The following is a 17812-nucleotide window of genomic DNA, read 5'->3' as shown; positions in this document are numbered from 1 at the left end:
TTTTTAGGCAAGGATCCTTTGAAACCATTCCAAAAATGAAGGGATTGCTCACAGTTTTTTGGCCATATATTGCCAATATTGATTCATGCGCAGCTGCAGCGTTGTCTGCCGCCGGTCACTTTCCTGCGTGCGGACGCCATTGCGAAAAAGCATCTCGCTGCCGACGATCGTCAGATTTGCCTTGCCCCGCGAGACCGCCGTATACAGCAGCCTTTTGCGCAGCATGGAACCTCCGTTATAGTCAGCAATCAGGCAGACATTCGGATATTCCGATCCCTGAGACTTATGGATCGAAATACACCAGGCATGCGTAACTGTATGGTACAGAGCCTGCTTGGTGAATTCGACTTCGATACCGTTAAACTCACAGATCAAAGATCCTGTCATCGGATCAACGGAAGTTATCTCTCCGATATCCCCATTGTAAACATCCAGTTCGGCCATATTGATCTTGAGCAATACCTTGTCCCCCTGCCGAAACGTCATTGCCCGTCTGCCATCGGCGGTCGTGACATTGATGGCTATCTCTGGTTTGGCTGTAGAAAACGGATTGATGATTTTTTGCATCATCGCATTGATTTCATGAATGCCGCTTTGCCCGCCATAGCGTGGTGCAAGAATCTGCATGCTGTCTGGATCTTCCTGCTGGTTGATCACCTGTTCGAGCACAGCCATCGTTTGATCCTGGGGCACATCGAGAAAAGTCACCGGATTTTCAAAGGTCACCGGTCGATTGTTACGGATTTCACTGGCAAGCAGGGAAATCCCGCTTCCTTTTTTCTGACGGTGCAAGGTTTCCAGGCGGACCACGGGAACCTTCCCCGATTCAATCAGATCCCGCAGCACATTGCCTGGACCTACGCTTTCCAGCTGATCTTCGTCCCCGATCAGCAGAATCCGGCAATACGCCGGCAAAGCCCGAAGCAGCGAAGAGAACAGGCGGTTATCAACCATCGACATCTCATCGACAACCAGAAAATCGCAGCTGAGTGGGTGGTTTTCATCCCGGGCAAACGCGTCGAGGTCCGCATCCCAGCCAAGGAGAGAATGGATTGTGCGGGCACTGCGGCCGGAAAGTTCGTTCATCCGCTTCGCCGCCCGTCCTGTCGGTGCGCAAAGCAACAGCGTCTGGTTGGGATAGAATTCCCGGATCATCGCCAGCAGGCCTTTAAGCAGGGTGCTTTTACCCGTACCGGGTCCGCCGTTGAGAATCATCATGGAATTGTTAAGAAACGTATGAACCGCTTTGTGCTGGTCCTTATCGTATTGAATGTGGTAGCGTTTTTCGACTTTCCGCAACGCCGCTTCAATCGTCTGGTATGCCGGGGCTTCGACCTGGAAAAGATGAGTATACATCAAGGCTGAAATCAACAGTTCTGCCTGGTATTGTTCGCTTAAATAGACGAAGTTGTCCCGCACCGTAACGATCTTGCGCTCAGCCAACGATTTTAAAGCCGGATTTAAAACCTCTTCCGGGGTCTGGCAGACGCCTGCAAGATTTGCCCGGGAAATCGCCGTTGAGCCAGAGTGATAAACCATCTCCCTCAGCTGATGATAGACACTGGCTTCAATGCGGCGTGGATCATCTTTTGAAACATGACACCCATCAGCCAGTTTTGAAGAGGATTCATAGCCAAAGCCCCGGACGTTATAAAAAGCCCAATACGGATCTTTGAGCAGGTTTTTTTGCATATCATCAGGAAGCTGCTGGATGAGGTTGATGTCTTTTTGGCTGAGACCCCAGCGCAGCATCTGTTCAATCTGCTGGCCTTTGCCGCCAAGTCCTCGAAGACCATCTTTGATCGCATAGGCCAGTTTTTCAGAGAGCTGGCACTGGTTTGTCAGGACACTTGGATCCTGCAAAATGGTCGTAATGGCTCCTTCTCCAAGAGCATCCACAATTTTTTTTGCGGTGGTTTTTCCGACGCCGGGAAACCGCTTGGACGAAAAGAAGCGGATGAGGTCTTCATCAAAACTTTTTTCCAGCTGCCTGGCTGTATCGACCGCAATCTGATCGCCATACTTTTCGTGATGAACCCAGTCGCCCTGAATCTGCCAGAGCTGCCCGACTTCACATCCAGGCAGAGTGCCTTTAAACCGGATTGTTTTTTTCATCTGCTCTTCCCGCAGGACACCAATCACAAAGCCGGATTCCGGCTTGTTGAAATAAATCCGCTCAATTTGCCCGGTAAATACGGGCCATTCTGGTTGTTCGGACGCTTTTAACAGGTCGAGTTCAGGATCCGCAGCAAGCGGCGTCGTGGATAAAGAGGCTATCTGCTCTTCGGCCTTTTCAGCTTTTTTCGAAAGTTCAGCTTCAGAAGCCAGCTGAGCGGACGGATCAGACAGATCTGACAGAGCATTCGAGGCCAGACGTGCCTTTTCGAAGGATAGATTGCCAACCGGAATAAATGCACTGGACAGGTCAACATCCTGATTCATTGCCCGATCCGCCACGGGATCAAAATGGGGATCCGTTTCAGAAAAAAACGGGGTAGTCTCAGTGTTTGCCAAAACTTTCAGCTCGCTTTCTGATGGTTTCGAAAAGATCCTGCCCCTGATCGAAAACCTGTTCGATCACGCCCCCGCCAAGGCAGCGCTTTCCATCATAGAAAACCGCCTCCTGACCGGGAGTCACGGCTGCACTTTTCTGTGGATAGTAAACTGTCGCGCAATTTCCATCCACTTCCAGGCGAACAGGAATATCGGCCTGGCGGTAGCGGAATTTCACGGTGCAGTTTTCTGGGAATGAATAGCCATCTTCAACAAGCCAGTTGATCTTTTCAATGCGGGCACTGTCAGAATCCAGCCAGTGTCGCTGATCGGTTCTGGCCACATACAGCTCATTGGTTTCGACGTTTTTGCCGGCAACAAACCATGGGCCTTTAAAGCGGTCGATATGCAGACCTTTGCGCTGGCCGATGGTGTAATACAGAACCCCCTGGTGCTCGCCGACCACCGTTCCGGAATCCAGATCAATGATCTTTCCTGGTCTGGCAGGCAGATAGTTGCTTAAAAACTGACGGAAATTGCGTTCTCCGATAAAGCAGATGCCAGTGGAATCTTTTTTAGAAGAAACGGAATCCAGTTCGAGTTCCCGGGAAATCTCGCGCACCTGTGGTTTGGTCAGCGTGCCCAGCGGGAAAATTGTGCGGGATAATGGTTCCTCGGCAATCTGCGCGAGAAAGTAAGTCTGGTCTTTGTTTAAATCCTCAGCCCGGCCCAGACAGGTAAAATTGCCTTCAACAAAGTTGGATGCATAATGACCTGTCGCCAGCGCATCAAAGCCATGGGCCATTGCATAATGATAAAATGCATCAAACTTAATGAACTGGTTGCAAAGAATATCCGGATTCGGGGTGCGGCCTCGGGCATATTCTTTTAAGAAGACGGAGAACACGTCATCCCAATACTCCCGGACAAAATCCACACGCAGCAGCTCAAGACCGAGTTTGTCGGCAACGGCTTTCGCGTCCTGGTAATCCTGTTCCTGCGGGCAGACAGGATTGAGCAGGTCGGGGTTGCCGGCCACATCGTTATTGGCAAAAGAGTCCCAGTTGCGCATGAAGCAGCAGGTGACATCAAAACCCTGCCTGGAGAGTAAAAAGGCTGCAATCGCACTGTCCACTCCACCGGAAAGGCCGACCAGAACCTTAATCTCTTCGGGTCTGCGCCCGGCCAGCGCAGAAGGAAGAGGAGCAGGTCTGGTGTAATCAAGAGTATGAAGAAGATCCTTTGGATCTGTTGTTGTTTCGGTCATAAGAATGCCTCTGCTTTCTAAATGATCCTGGCAAAACGCAGGATCTTTCCAGTTTAAAATCCACATCAATTTACGACGCCAGAGTCTGACAGATTTATAAAAGACTTATCACAGACTTATGTTGGAAATCCACCAGCTGATGGCGCTTTTCCATTTTGGTTTTCGGCTTTCAACCTATATTTTAATATTTTAAAGAGTATCTGCTTATTCGTCGAAAAAAGGCAGCCAGAAGCAGATCCAAGAAGGTCCAAATGAAAACAGAAAAACCGAAGACTGACAGAGTTTTGAAAATTTCTTCCCTCTGGATGCAATCGATGGATTCAATTCTTTATTGTATCGAACCAGGCAAGTCTGGCAAACTCTCACTTTCCAGGCCGCCTGCAGTTTTTTGAATGGATCTTCTGCTTTTCGTGTGGCCAGAAAAATTAAAGTCAAAAAAACCGGACTTATTAAAGTCCGGCACGGGCTCTTATGCAAATAGCGTGTTTAGTCATTGTGACTATTATAAACGATAGTTATTACTACTAATGACAATAACCCAAAACGTGATAGCTAAACTCATCTCAGATTAGGTAATGTTATTTAATCAACAGCATGAATGATTCCAGCTTATTCATTCACCAGGATTATCAGTGTTAAAAACTACATTTGCGTAAGAGCCCCGGCACGATCAGTTGGCTGGCTATCGCCTTCCTGGGACGATTCAATCGGGATAAAGTAAATCTTAAGTTCCATCCCCAGACCGTGAGCGAGTCTTTTGAGCAGCTTTAAAGACGGATTTCGCGTTCCACGTTCGAGTTTGGAAATATCCCCCTGGTCAATACCAGTGCGTCTAGCAAGTTCGGTCTGTGTAATCTGAAGCCGTTCTCTCGTATCCTGAATAGCATGAACGACTGAATATTCAGGACTACCAACTTCAAGTTCCACACAAGCAGATTTTTTCGCCAAAGACAATCCCTGCTTCTCGTTTTGGCCTTGCGGCCTTCTTCTATTCATGCTTCTTCCTGTCGGCAATTTGGAAGCATAGGCAGATGTGCTGACAGTCCACATGCGTAAATTCCCACCCAGTCGGCGGTACATCCCCTCGAAACGCACTGCTATCCGTATATCGAGGAGTTCTCCCAGGTAAATTCAAATCACGTTGAGAAGCTTTATCCTTTCCTTTTGTATTTTGTCTGCAGATTCAGAACATTTTTTTTCACATTACGAAAAACTGGTTCTCAAAACGCAGACTGACTGGACGTCGAAATGAATTAAAACGGGAAAAGTCGAATTTCAGGTTATCTGTGCAGGATCCCCTCCTTCAATCGCCTGATTCGCACTTGGCAAATGGATGTAATCTTTGGACGGTGAATTCTGTATATCATCCCCGTCACTATCCATTCACTTTTTATAAATCTTACACTTTTTTACCGAAGTTTATCAATAGATTTCTCCATTTAAAGAAAATCTTAATTGAGTTATTTTTATGGAACCAATAAAAACGGCGTTTTTTTGCGCATTTCTGCCCATTTTTCAAGGACAAAATTTGGATTTTTTTGAGCAGAACCGTTTTGTCTTTGGACAATTTTAATATTTATATTTACCATATTTATGGTCATATCTCCATATTCACAGACTGAATTTCGATCTGACTGACCATGAAGTTACTTCATGTCCATACGATTCAAGATCTAGTGTTATCCATATATGAATAATTCGAATCTGAATATTCGTTCGTTCATTTCGCTGTTCAGGACAGAAAGATCAACAATTTCCGGCACCCCTGAACTTACTTAATGACAGCAATTTATCTTTAGCTTTTTCAATGTTCTGAACGAATGCCCTTTTGATTTTTGTCTATATATGATGAACATTTTTGAATTCCTCATCAATATGCCTGAAGTGTGTATTTTTAATATCTTTTTTTGATCGTTTCAAAAAAATATTTACCGTCTGTTCTTCCCCATCTCCTACTACCGCCTGATCCTGACTCGGGCAGTCAGTCAGTCGAGCACTCGCATTCTCTTTCCAGATTTGAGCTTCCTTTTCTGTTTTGCTGGCTTTTCTTGCCTGCGCATAAAGTCGTACACACATCGGCCGGCTCGGATGCAAGGGCAAGCTCAATCCAGCCCCTCGCTTCGATTCAGACCTTTATCAATATGGTCTGCCCTTCTTTTGGTTTGATACGATTAAATATTAACTGTTTAATATCATAATTCTCTGGAATTTAAATGAATACAGTCTTTTTAAGGGGGCGAAATTTCGTGCAAGGTTGATCTGTCTGCCTTTGACCATCACCACATCTTTTGCGGCCTTAGAAAGCCGGAAAACAGGAGTGCCCGCTATACTTTGTAAAGGTAAGGACGAAAGGAGTTTTTATGGCCTACTTTCCTTTATTTTTTGATTTTTCCAACAAACCTGTTTCCATTATCGGGGGTGGACATACAGCTTTAGAAAAAGCAAAGCGGCTTCTTAAAACTGGAGCAGCTTTGACCATTATTGCTCCAGAATGCGCGGATGAGCTTGCCCAGATGGCAGCGCAAAAAAAAATCCAGCTGATCAATCGAGGCTGGATGGTATCAGATCTGGATGGCTGCCAGTTTGTGATTGCAGCCACCGATGATTATTTCGAAAATGAGAGGATCGCAAAAGCATGTCGCTACAAGGGGATCCTCTGTAATGTGGTCGATAATGCAGGCTTGTCAGACTGTATTTTCGGCGCTGTCATTGAACAGGGTGATCTGGTCATCGGTGTTTCCACATCCGGTGCTTCACCAAGTGCTGCTGTCTATATCAAAAACCAAATCCGCTCGATCATTCCGGAAGAATTTTCATCCATTCTGGAATGGCTGGCCGCATTGCGGCCGGTCATGATCGAACGATACAAAGTTCAGTTCGTCCGGGCAGCCTTGTTTTCCCAATTGTTTAAAGACAGTCTGGCCAACCATGGTCCGCTCGACGCAGACCATCTTGAGGCCCTTCTGTTGTTATATGACCAGAAACAGAAAGAAGAGAAACAAAAATGAACGACAAACCAATCGTAAATTCAGACCAGAATTCAAAGCCAGTTGTCGATCTGGTTGGTGCTGGCTGTCACGATGCTTCCTGGCTGACGGCAGCTGCCAAAGAAGCAATTGCCAGAGCCGATATCGTCATCTATGACGATCTGGTCGACGAAAGCATCGTCAATTGTGCTCATCCAAAAGCGCAAAGAATTTACCGTGGCAAGCGGGGCCATCTGGTCAGTGCCGATCAGCGTGAAATCAATCAGCTGCTGGTTGACGAGGCTTTGGACGGTAAAAAGGTTGTCCGCCTGAAAGGGGGAGATCCAATGATCTTTGGCCGCGGTATGGAAGAGGTCGAATTTCTAGAAGCACATGGCATCTCGGTACGCGTCCTGCCTGGCATTTCGTCGTTCTATGGCATTCCCTCCAAAGAAGCCTTCGGACTGACCAAACGCACGCAGGCTGCTGGATTCATGGTGCTTACCGCCCATAACGCTAAGCAGCCACGAACCAGAACCGAGTGGAAACAGATTGCAGGTTTTCAGGGAACTCTTGTCTTTTTGATGGGGATGGCTGACCTGGATTCAATCCGTCAGAATCTGATCGAAGCCGGTCTGGATCCGCAGACTCCTTGTGCAATCTTTACGAGTCCTGTGTTTACAATGACAACAAGCATTAAAACATCTCTTGGCCTTCTCGCAAAGAGTGCAGAGGAAAATCGTTTAAAAAGTCCTGGAATTATTGTGATTGGCGGCTCTGTTGCGAGTTATTCGCCCCTTAACCCGATCCGGATTGCTCTTGGTGGCTCTGAAGATTTTAATGCCAAACTAAGTGCTCTGCTGCCCCCTGATATGCAGTCTGCTAGTCTTCTTCGCTACGAATACACGGATTTTGAAATTGATCTTTCAGCCATTCTCGACGATCATCCAGACTGGCTGGTCTTCACTTCGCCCCATGGTGCCGATCGCTTTTTGTCTTTGCTTTCTGAAGAACACCGGGATTTGCGAAGTCTTGCCAGCATGCGCATTGCCTGCATCGGAAAAGGAACGGCCAGAAGATTTGAACAGGCTTTGATCATTCCAGATCTGGTTGCTTCCGGCTCTGACAGCGCCTCCCTTGCCTTGGAACTTGCAAATCAAGTCAAAGACGGCGACCATGTTGTCTTGATGCAAAGCCAGAAAGCTCTGCCGACTTTACGGGATCAGCTTGCCAAACGAACCGATGTGAAAACTGACTTTGTAGCTCTGTATGATTTTGCATGCCGACCGGGACGTGCCCTGGAAGCTGATCTCGAGTATGACTATCTGGTGCTGCCAAGCCGTACCGCTGCAAAATGCTGGAGCAACCTGAAAAAAAGGCCGCGCGTCAAAACGATCATTGCCCTATCCGAAGCGATTGCCAGTCTGGTCAGCGATTTAGACAGTGAAGTTCTTATCAGCCCGCACCCCCAGGCCCAAGAGGTTGCCCGTCTGCTTATTACAGATGCCCTGAGCAAAGAAAAATCCGAAAGCAGCCCGACAGCATAGTCGATTCTGGAAGCAAATTCAGCTTGCATGGCTGGATATTCAAAGACCAGATCAATCCATAAGAAGCATGTTCAAAAAGACGTGTCCAAAAACAATAGTCCGATCGAGTGGTTCACAGACGCCTCAATCGGACTTTTTTCGACCAGAAAAGCCAGGTCAGATCAGCGGTTTGGCTGAGCAGACCTGGCGAATCGCTTTATCGTACATGTGACGGGTTTTGTCATCAAAAAGCACAAAGAGAATCTGCGAAAATGCGTCCGGATTGTTCTCTACAAATCGCTTTACTGTTGAAACCGCAATCAAAGAAGCTTCCCGTAATGGGAAATGGTAAATCCCCGTTGAAATCGATGGAAAGGCTACCGAGCGGATCTGATGATCCAAAGCAACTTGCAGGCAGTTCCAGTAGCTGTTGGCCAGCAGTTCTCTTTCCCGCTCATTTCCACCGCGCCAGCGCGGTCCCGGGGTATGAATCACATAGGCAGCCGGTAAATTGTAACCCCGTGTCAGTTTGGCCTGGCCAGTTGGACAGCCATTGAGAGTCTCACATTCTTCAAGAAGTTCAGGTCCAGCAGCCCGGTGAATCGCTCCATCCACTCCCCCGCCGCCAAGCAGGCTGGTATTGGCTGCATTGACGATCGCCATCACGCCATGATCCTTGGTAATATCGCCACAGATTGCTTTAATTTCAGTCATATTCCTTCCCTCCATTGTGTGCGTTTTCTCATTGTAGCGTATTTTTAAGTTCATCTCGCCACAAAATCAACCGTTTTGGTTAGTTCGCCTGAACAAATTCTCCCCTTCAATAAATGAGTAGAATTTGTCCTCGGAAGGATAAAATGTACTCATCCCTGTCTGCGAACAGTGTTCGGCATTAGCCGGCGGTCGAAGGGTTAAATTGAATGGTGATCCAAAGCCTTGTCTTTTGGACTCCACTCTGAATCTTCAATCTTATCTAAGTCCCGCTTTACGCACCGCACTTTCCGGGGAAAGTACAGCTTGTAATTTTAAGGGGCATACCCCAATCTCGCAGAATTGGTCCCCCTCAAAGCCCGTCCGGCGCGGTACAGGCCTGAGTTTTAAGAAACCCGAAGATTTCACAAAACAGCTCCGGCCGGGCTTGATGAAAGCTCGGACAGTCATTATGGCTGTCTATTCATTTGTTTACTTGGTTAGTTAGTTAGGGAGTTATGGTGTTACTTGACTGGTTACTTGTTTTACTTCTTGTTTTGTTTCCTGCTGATTCTTTAACTGCTCGATTCTCTCTTCATAAAGCTTCTTAATGCTCTCTCGGGGAGTCCATTTGGTGATTTCCGGATGATTCTCATAAATCCATACAAGATTGGACGCCGCATTGATATCGGCGTTCATTTCTTTGTGTACAGGACAAAACGCCTTTTCATGTGCTGATTTGTCGCGGGTAACTTTTGCTCCGCAGATGTGGCAGTACTGGGAACTGTAGGCCTGATTGACATACGAGACTCCGATCTCCTTCAGGCCGGCTTTGTATTCGATTCTCTCCTGCAGGACGCCATACATCCATTCCGAAAGCAGGCGGTTCATTCGCTTATACTTGCTGGCCGCCCCTCGGATATCCAGATCTTCCATTACAATATGACCGATATTCTGGTCTGTCTTCAGGACCAAAGCGATTTCTTCGTTGATCAGGCATTCCAGATGGGCCTGGATCTTTCTGGACTGGCGGGCAAAGGACTTTCTACCACGGGTATTGTTCTTTCTGATCCTTTCTGCCTTGCGCAAAAGCGAGTATGTTCGTTCTTCGCAGGCTTTCTTTTCCTGAGGGGAAAGATCTGGCTTTTTAGAGGCAAACTTCTCCTGGTCAGCCTGCTTTAAAAGATTTTTTCTTCGATCCCGCATCCGGTTTCTCTGAACTCCTCGCGCACTCAGAAAATCAGAAGCAGGATAAAAGCATTCTTTGTAAGTTCTTTGGTCTAAAGTTTCAGCCGCCTTGCTCTTGTTTTTGCGCAACGCCTGTTTTTTATCTTCAGTTTTCTTCTTTTTAAGTTCAGCAGACAAAATATTATTGGAAGTGCTGAGCAAAGAAGTAATTCCAGCATCTACGCCAACGTTCTTCTCTGACTTGGAAGGATGGTTTCTTACTTCGACAAGTCTCTGAAAAACCAGACGTTTTTTTTCACGGTCATAGAGCACAGTAAGGTTGCCTCTGGTCTTTTCTTTTTTGGATGTATAGAAAATCCCCCGGAGTTTGACTTCAAATGGCTCCTGGTTTCCTAACCCCATCAGCTGAATGATTGTTGTATTCTCTTCATGACGGATTGTATAACCGTTTTTGTCAATTCTCATCCAGCTGCCTTTGTTGGTATGAACTGGTTTATGGTACTGTCGATACCTTCTTGCCGCATGAGTGAGAAGCCGGTGGATTCTGACAGGATCGCATTTTTTCAGGCGGCCAGCGATATCTTTATTGGAAATCTCCAGAGGCTCAAACCGATGATTTCGAATGATTGGTTTAAACAGCGAAGGCGTCTTGACCACATAAAATACAACTGAGGCTTCCTGGGCATTCATCTTGTACTTCGTATAGAGTTCATCCTTGATACGGCGGATGATCTCTTCCTCCATGGATTTACGGTTTGTGATGATAGACTGCATAGCACATGTCCAGAGCCATGAAGGAAGCATTCCCTTTGGAAAAGAAATACCCGTCAATTTAGCTACGTGATTGGTCGTATCTTTAAGAAGCTGTCGTTTTTCAGCGCGGATTTGGTCCCGGCACTTTTTCCAGGACTTTCCCATCAACTCAATGGAACAGCCAAAAGGAGCAAGAAGGTTATAGGTTTCTCTCCAGGCGAGAAATAAGTTATCTGCCTGTCTGCTCTGGTTTTTGTCCAGTCGGACGGACACCATCTGAATTGTTTTTTTCGATCGACTCATCTTCGTTGTCCTCCTTCAGCAGTTTCCTGGTTTCTTCAATTATTTCCTTATTCTTGTTGCTACGTGAACCATATAAGATATAAGCGGCCAGAAAAAACAGTAATGATGGCAATCAGGTCGTCTGTGAGTTCCTGGGCGCTGTTTCGTTCTTCTCCCTGATTGATGATTACAATTTCTGTCTCCATCTTTTTGGCAAGATATTCAACCAGTTCAAAGCCGAAACGCAGCAGGCGGTCTTTGTGGGTAATGACAATGTGACTGACTTTTCTGTTTATAAGCAGATCTATCAGTTTAAGCAGACCTGGCTTTTTGTAATTCATTCCAGATCCAATATCCTCAATAATCTGGTATTGCCAGCCCTGCTTCTGCATATAGATCTCAACAACATCTGCCTGCCTTTCCAGGTCCGCCATTCTTTTCTTTGTAGAAACACGGCAATAACCAATGGCGGTTCTTTGCGACTTTTCTGGAGTCTTCCCAAGATAGACATCCAGCTCTTCAGAATCAAACATATAATGGCCGCCAATAGAAAGATGATAAGGCAGGTTATCAGTTTTGATCATTCTGTACAAAGTATGTCTGGTAACTCCAAAATACTGGCAGACCTACGCGCTTTCTATTTCTATATTCATTGTACATCAGACGCAAAAAATGCGCAATAAAAAGGCCGAAAACGCATTTATTTTATTTATCCAGATGGGCCTGACAAATGTCCCTTTCATGGTCAGGTTGACTAAAAACGTTCGCAATTAATGATCATAACAAACTCTAAAATGTTGATTTCAGGCGTAAACGTTCATATATAACAGACAAAAATTGCTTTTAGCGCTTTTGTCGGTCGCATCTTATCCATTATTGAATCTCAAAAGCATCTTTCAGAGGGCTTTCATCCCCATGGCAAGCCATGGCGTATTCGCCTAGCTTGATAACAAAGGACATGTTGGTGACGATGGACATGCAAAGAATAGTGGACAGGTGAAAAATGGAGGATGAGCCGATAACGGAATTTCAATCATTTAGCCCTTATTATTTTAAAATTGCCTTATTTATCCAACTGTTAAATCCCGTCTGAGTATCCAATATTAACTGTTTAATAGTATTCTTCCTGAACAATGAATGCGTGTTCAGCTGCCTTTGTTGGGGCTGGCTCAATCTCGACTCGAAAATCCCTTGTCAATGAGCCACAAAAAAGCCTGGCCAGAATCAAGCCAGACTGTCTGATGAATATTGATGTCAGAATTTTAAAGCATCGATTAAAGATCCAGAACAAAAGAATGAGGACGAAAGAATGAGGACGAAAGAATGAGGACGAAAGATCCAGCAGCGACCTCAGATCCACTTCCCTTCACAGGCAGCCGGAAAAATCCGGCCGGTGCGGGTATCGGAATCCCAGTCTTTGATGACCAGACCAAAGACGTCCTCAACGACGTGACTTCTGACCAGCTCATCTCCAGTTCCCTGAAAGACAAGCTGACCCTGATCTAAAACCAGCAGTTCATCTCCATAACGAAGAGCCAGATCCAGGTCATGTACAATCGCAAGCAGCACCCGGTCCGGCGCGCGCAGGCTGACCAACGTTTCCATCAGTTTAAACCGGGCTGAAGGGTCGAGCGCACTGCCCGGTTCATCAAGAAGCAGGCAGACCGGATTCTGGGCCAGGACCTGGGCGATGGCCGCTCTCTGACGCTGACCGGAAGAAATCTGGTCCATCCGACGATCTGCCAGATCCGTCAGTTTTAAGGCGGTCAAAACCTGATCGACTTTCTGATAATCGGCCAGTGAATACGGATTGATCCAGGCCTGGTTGGCATAACAGCCAAGCAGAACAAAGCGGGACACTGTCATAGAAAGCGAAGCGGTCTGCTGGGCCATACGCCCAGTCAGATGGGCGCGCTGCCGGTCGCTTTGTTCAAACAAGTCCTTGCCATTGACCAGCACGCGGCCGCCAAAGGGTTTCTGCCAGCCGCCGATGGTATTGAGCAGGGTCGTTTTTCCCGATCCATTTGGACCGAGCAGAATATAGAGTTTGCCTGCTTTAAACGAAGCATTGATATCTTTTAAAACAAGCCGGGAAGGATATCCGGCATTCAGGGAATGGACTTCAAGCATCCAGATTCCTTCTTCCTAACAACAGATACAGAAAATACGGACCGCCGGCTAACGCCAGCAAGAGTCCGGCCGGCAGTTCCCATGGAATCAGAATGACGCGGCCTAAAACATCCGCCAGGCACACCAGCATCGCCCCGCAAATCAGGCATTCCAGCAAGTAGGTCTTGACCGGCAAATGAAAGCGGCGAAGCCACGCCGGGACAATCAGGCCGACAAATCCAAGCATTCCGCAAAAGCTGACCGTTCCTGCCGAAAGCAATGCAGCCAGGGCCAGAAAGATGACCGTCCAGCGCCGGATGGGAAAGCCAAGCGCCTTACTTTGCAGCGCGCCCAGAGAAAACATTTCCAGCTGCCGGCTGCAAAAAACGGCCAGAGCCAGCGCCGGCAAAATCAAAATGGCCCCCCAGCCGACTTTCGATAAGGAAATCGATGCCAGCGAACCGATTTTAAAAGAGGCATATCCACTCAGGGCATCTGGAACAATGACCGTCAACAGGTCAATTCCGGCTGAAAAAACCTGACTGATCGCCAGCCCTGCCAGGATGATCGTCAGTTTGCTGGCCTGTTTTTTCCAGATCAAAAGCAGAATCATCCCTGCGCAAAGCAAAGCTCCAAAAAATCCCGCCAATGGTGGCAAAGCGACCATCGTTGGAAACAAAATTCCGGCAAGAATGGTAAAAAATCCGGCTGCAGAATTAATCCCGATCAAGTTGGCAGAGGCCAGCGGGTTGTTGAGCACTGTCTGAATCAAAGCACCGCTCACGGCCAGGGCACTGCCCGCCAGAAGGGAGCCTAAAGCACGCGGCAGACGCAGATGAAGCAGAATGGTCTGCATGGTTGGGTTGTGCAAATCCAGAAATCCTGCCGGCCCGGCGAGCAAGGAGAGCACAAAACAAGCCGCGCAAAGCAATAAGGAAACAAACAGCAGGCGCCCTGACTGACCCGTCATGCCTGTTGTTTTCAGGATATGGCCAGCAGGATCAGATTGGTCTTTTTGGCAACGGCAAAGGGGCAGATCATCCGTTTTTTGTGTCTTTTCAGACCATGAGTGATCATCCATTTTGTCCAGCTCTCCTTTCCAGTTTGTGGTTATGAATTTGTTGGGCTCATTATTTTGATGGATACAACATCGTTTCGAGATCTTTCAATGCGCTGGCCCACTTCGCGTTTGGTTTTAAATTATACAGTTTCTGGTCCAGCACATAGACCCGGCCATTTTTGACAGCATCGAGGTTTTTCCAGGCCTCTGAAGCAAAAAGCTGATCAGCCATCTCTTCAGCCGTTTTTTGATCTTTTCCCTGCGCTACATAAAAGATGGCCTCTGGATTCTGCATCTGGATTTCTTCCATGGATAACGTATCCAGTCCGCCTTCGCCAGCAATGTTTTCAGCTTTCAGGTCCGCAAGCATCTGGCCTAACAGACTGTTTTGGGAACCCAAGGCTTTAACACCCTTGCCCGTTTCACGAATGGCCAGGACTTTGGGTGTTTTGCTTCGTTTTGCATTCTGGATAGTCTCAATGGCTTTTTGCTGGTCCAGGCCATTTTTCGAATATGCTTCCGTATCCCCAGTGATCATGGTCATGGCTTTGAGAGTGCGCAGATAGTCATCAAAGCTGGACACGTCATAATAGAGGACCGGAATATTGGCATTTTCAAGGACTTCCAGCATTTTTTTCTGGCTGTCATTTTTAGCGCTGGCAATGACCAGATCAGGTTTTGCTGCAATCAAGGTTTCCTGGGCGATATTTTTCACCTCACCCAGGTCAGCAGCATCTTTGAGATCCAGGTCAAACTGGGTAAAGGTATCGTGTGGGGCTGCGACGATCAGATCCTCACCCCCCGCATTGGCAAACTCATCCGCAAAGCTGCCGATCAAAATAGCTACACGCTGCGGCTTTTCAAATTCTACAGTCCGGTCCAGGTCGTCTGTCAGAGTAATCGTTTCGCTCTGTGATGAGCTTGAAACAGGACTTGATATCTGGTCAGTGTTTGATTTTGCACTGCTCGAAGCAGAGGCTGATATCTGGCTGCCGTTAGATGCAGCGGAAGACTGACTGGAGCTGCAGCCACAAAGAATCAGACTGGCCATCACCAGAGCACTGGCAGCCTTTGATTTGAGTGTTTTCATGAAATCTCCTTTTATCTGTCGAGTCAGATTCGTTTTGCCAAAAATCTTTTGCTTAGTTTCTGACAAAGTCTCTTTTCTTCTGCCTCGACAATAACGACCCTATTTTATCCTTTCCGGGCATTTTACCGCTCAGAATCACTCAGATTCTTGCGGCGAATTGGTGTTGGATGGCCAGCCACCAAAAAAGGCTTCGCTTTTACGAAGCCTTTTAATAGGATTTAAATTCAGTTTTCTGGTCTGATCTTTTCAATCTGTCGATTAAAGGAAGAATTCCTGGGCTTCTTCAACCAGACCATTTGGATTGGCAGACTGCCATTCCTCAAAGGACAGACCCGATTTTGTGATATCCCGGCCGAGTTTTACCAGGAATGCTGGCAGATCTTTTTCCGCGATGATTCCGACTTCCTGGCCAAGTTTTTCATTGCCCTGAATATCTTCCCCTTCTACAAACATTGAGAAGGCAGGAACTGGTTTTTTATCCACAACTTTTAAATTGCCACGGAAACCAATCGGCGCAATCTGGTGAGCTGCACAGCTCGACGTGCATCCCGAAATATGAATCTGAGGCAGAGCGTTATCCGCAATGTCGCCAGCTTCTTTGACTGCCTCCAGAACCGCTTTTAAAGCCCCCTGAGAGTCACGCAGACCAACCTGACAGATGGTTGCGCCAATACAGCCTTCAGAAGTTTCAAATTCATTTTTTGCTGCATCAGCTTCAATGATCGCAAGAATCTTGCGAGCTTCATCAGCCGTCAGATTGATGATGTAGCTGCCTTCATCTGGTTTCAGACGAACTTCTACATCTTCCATGCCATCAATGGCATCTGACAGGGCACGGACTGTTTCTTTGGTCACGATACCTCCGCGTGGATGATACAGCAGGGCATACAGACCAGGCTGTTTCTGTTTATGAACGATGAAGGATTCTTCGAGAGGCTCTCCTTCGCCTTTTTTGGTGATTTCTGGAATTTCAACATCCGTCAGGGTCAGGTCTCTGGATTCTTTGACCTGAGTCAGATATTTTGCAAATTCTTTTCGCAGACCATCAGCGCCTAAAACATCCTGCATGTAGCGGGTACGGGCTTTGGCACGGTTTTCGTAGTTCCCATACGCACGGAACAAAAGGATCATGGCTTCGATGTAGTAGAGAATTTCATTTGGGTCTACGTCTTCAGCAACCAGGACACCCAGTTTTGGATCGCGTCCCAGGCCACCGGCACAATACACATCGAATTTTCCATCCGGTCTTGCAACGAAACCTAAGTCACGGAAAGTGGCATGGGGTTCGTTTTTCTGATTGTTCGAGAAGCCGACTTTCAGCTTCCGAGGCATTTTTTCTTTATCGATGAAGTCCAGCAGGAAATTTGCGGCAGTTTCTGCATAAGGCATGACATCGAAGTATTCTTCTTCAACACCAGAGAGTGGCGAGCACATGACGTTACGGGGATAGTCGCCGCCGCCGCCATACCAGACAATCTTGTGATCGAGGGCTTTATCCATGATGTCCACAACGGCATCGAGGTCCAGATTGTGAAGCTGGATGGTCTGGCAGGTTGTGAAGTGGATTGGCTCGATGGCATATTTGTCTGCCATATCCGCAACGAAGTGCAGTTTATCCGGAGTGACTTTACCAGCCGTCATCCGCAAGCGAAGCATGTTCTTTTTGCCGCCACGCTGTGCATAGCTTCCGTATTTTCCGGAGAAAGACTTATAGTCTTTCATGTTCATGGTTTTGTTATAGAACTCTTCAGATTTCTCTTTGAAAAGAGGAATCTGCTTTTTAAATGATTCGTAGTCTACAGGTTTAATGTCTGACATTCTTTATTACCTCTAATTATTCATCTGTCAGCCAAAGTATAGCATCCTCACCCCAATCCCGATTCGCTTTTACATGGATTTTGGCATTCTGTTCATGCTTGAATTACTCCATTTAACATCAGCTAGAAAGCTAGAGTCCCCTGAATCTGATCTGTATACCTTTTTCCAGGAACCGAATTTTACAATTATCCCAAAACCGAGATTCACTCTCCCTTAATGTCGTTTTTATATGGCAGTGTGAAGCGTTATCGTTTTGACTTTTTCAAATTTCTGTCTTCACGATCATGTCTGAGGCAAGTTTTTCAAATTGTAAAAGGTATTGACCGCTCCAAAATAGTTAAAGAAAGTTTTTCAGGCCGAAACTCTGTCTGTTTTGCACACAGCCCTTTCATTTTTGGTTCTGAATTCATCCCAATTTCAATCTGTTGCAAGCCATTAAAAGGTCGTTCTACTCACCTCGACAAAAGTGGCCTGGGATTCCTTAAAATCATCATCTTCCGGGATATGATCTTCAATTGAAATCAAGTCATAAGCCCAGGAGCCAATCAAATCCATGCACGTTCCGTACTG

At 46.8% G+C, this 17812-nt stretch carries 12 protein-coding genes and 1 pseudogene; 2 read left to right on the top strand and 11 right to left on the bottom strand.

Going from position 1 to position 17812, the window contains the following annotated elements; genetic code table 11:
* Positions 1-48: 48 nt before the first annotated feature.
* From U4956_RS13850 to U4956_RS13835, 4 genes are all read right to left on the bottom strand, one after another.
* Positions 49-2442: an AAA family ATPase gene (locus U4956_RS13850; RefSeq protein ID WP_323091299.1), complete on the bottom strand. Its 2394-nt coding sequence runs from the start codon at positions 2440-2442 to the stop codon at positions 49-51.
* Between the two features lie 58 nt (positions 2443-2500).
* Positions 2501-3658 carry a tRNA 2-thiouridine(34) synthase MnmA gene (gene mnmA, locus U4956_RS13845; protein WP_416347428.1) on the bottom strand — a complete coding sequence of 386 codons (1158 nt, stop codon included), beginning with the start codon at positions 3656-3658 and terminating at the stop codon, positions 2501-2503.
* A 744-nt stretch (positions 3659-4402) separates the two neighbouring features.
* Complete coding sequence (locus U4956_RS13840) at positions 4403-4756, bottom strand: helix-turn-helix transcriptional regulator (protein ID WP_323091297.1); 354 nt, start codon at positions 4754-4756, stop codon at positions 4403-4405.
* A 470-nt stretch (positions 4757-5226) separates the two neighbouring features.
* A complete protein-coding gene (locus U4956_RS13835) occupies positions 5227-5349 on the bottom strand; it encodes a hypothetical protein (RefSeq protein ID WP_323091296.1) in 123 nt (40 codons plus the stop codon).
* A gap of 771 nt (positions 5350-6120) precedes the next feature.
* Between U4956_RS13835 and U4956_RS13830 the strand changes: the two genes are divergently transcribed.
* On the top strand, positions 6121-6768 hold the full coding sequence (locus tag U4956_RS13830; protein WP_323091295.1) for a bifunctional precorrin-2 dehydrogenase/sirohydrochlorin ferrochelatase: 648 nt from the start codon (positions 6121-6123) through the stop codon (positions 6766-6768).
* Positions 6765-8273, top strand: a complete 1509-nt coding sequence (gene cobA, locus U4956_RS13825; protein ID WP_323091294.1) for a uroporphyrinogen-III C-methyltransferase — start codon at positions 6765-6767, stop codon at positions 8271-8273. Before U4956_RS13830 ends, cobA begins: the two co-directional genes overlap by 4 nt.
* Before the next feature lie 156 nt (positions 8274-8429).
* On the opposite strand, the gene U4956_RS13820 is transcribed toward cobA, so the two are convergent.
* From U4956_RS13820 to U4956_RS13790, 7 genes and pseudogenes are all read right to left on the bottom strand, one after another.
* A complete protein-coding gene (locus U4956_RS13820) occupies positions 8430-8966 on the bottom strand; it encodes an O-acetyl-ADP-ribose deacetylase (protein WP_323091293.1) in 537 nt (178 codons plus the stop codon).
* Between the two features lie 492 nt (positions 8967-9458).
* Positions 9459-11186: a zinc ribbon domain-containing protein gene (locus U4956_RS13815; RefSeq protein ID WP_323091292.1), complete on the bottom strand. Its 1728-nt coding sequence runs from the start codon at positions 11184-11186 to the stop codon at positions 9459-9461.
* Between the two features lie 22 nt (positions 11187-11208).
* Positions 11209-11758: pseudogene (locus U4956_RS13810) on the bottom strand (IS607 family transposase); the annotation flags it as partial.
* 757 nt (positions 11759-12515) lie between these two features.
* Complete coding sequence (locus tag U4956_RS13805; protein ID WP_323091291.1) at positions 12516-13295, bottom strand: ABC transporter ATP-binding protein; 780 nt, start codon at positions 13293-13295, stop codon at positions 12516-12518.
* Entirely contained in the window at positions 13288-14355 is a 1068-nt protein-coding gene (locus tag U4956_RS13800; RefSeq protein WP_323091290.1) for an iron ABC transporter permease, read from the bottom strand. The genes U4956_RS13805 and U4956_RS13800 overlap by 8 nt, the downstream gene beginning before the upstream one ends.
* A 49-nt stretch (positions 14356-14404) precedes the next feature.
* Positions 14405-15424 (bottom strand): ABC transporter substrate-binding protein, encoded by a 1020-nt coding sequence (locus tag U4956_RS13795; protein WP_323091289.1) that lies wholly within the window; start codon positions 15422-15424, stop codon positions 14405-14407.
* 258 nt (positions 15425-15682) lie between these two features.
* Positions 15683-17242 carry a nitrite/sulfite reductase gene (locus U4956_RS13790; RefSeq protein WP_323091288.1) on the bottom strand — a complete coding sequence of 520 codons (1560 nt, stop codon included), beginning with the start codon at positions 17240-17242 and terminating at the stop codon, positions 15683-15685.
* Positions 17243-17812: the final 570 nt, after the last annotated feature.

Origin of the sequence: Allobaculum sp. JKK-2023, from assembly GCF_034745455.1 — a bacterium.
GTDB lineage: Bacteria > Bacillota_I > Bacilli_A > Erysipelotrichales > Erysipelotrichaceae > Allobaculum.
This window is presented reverse-complemented; position numbering and strand designations above follow the sequence as displayed.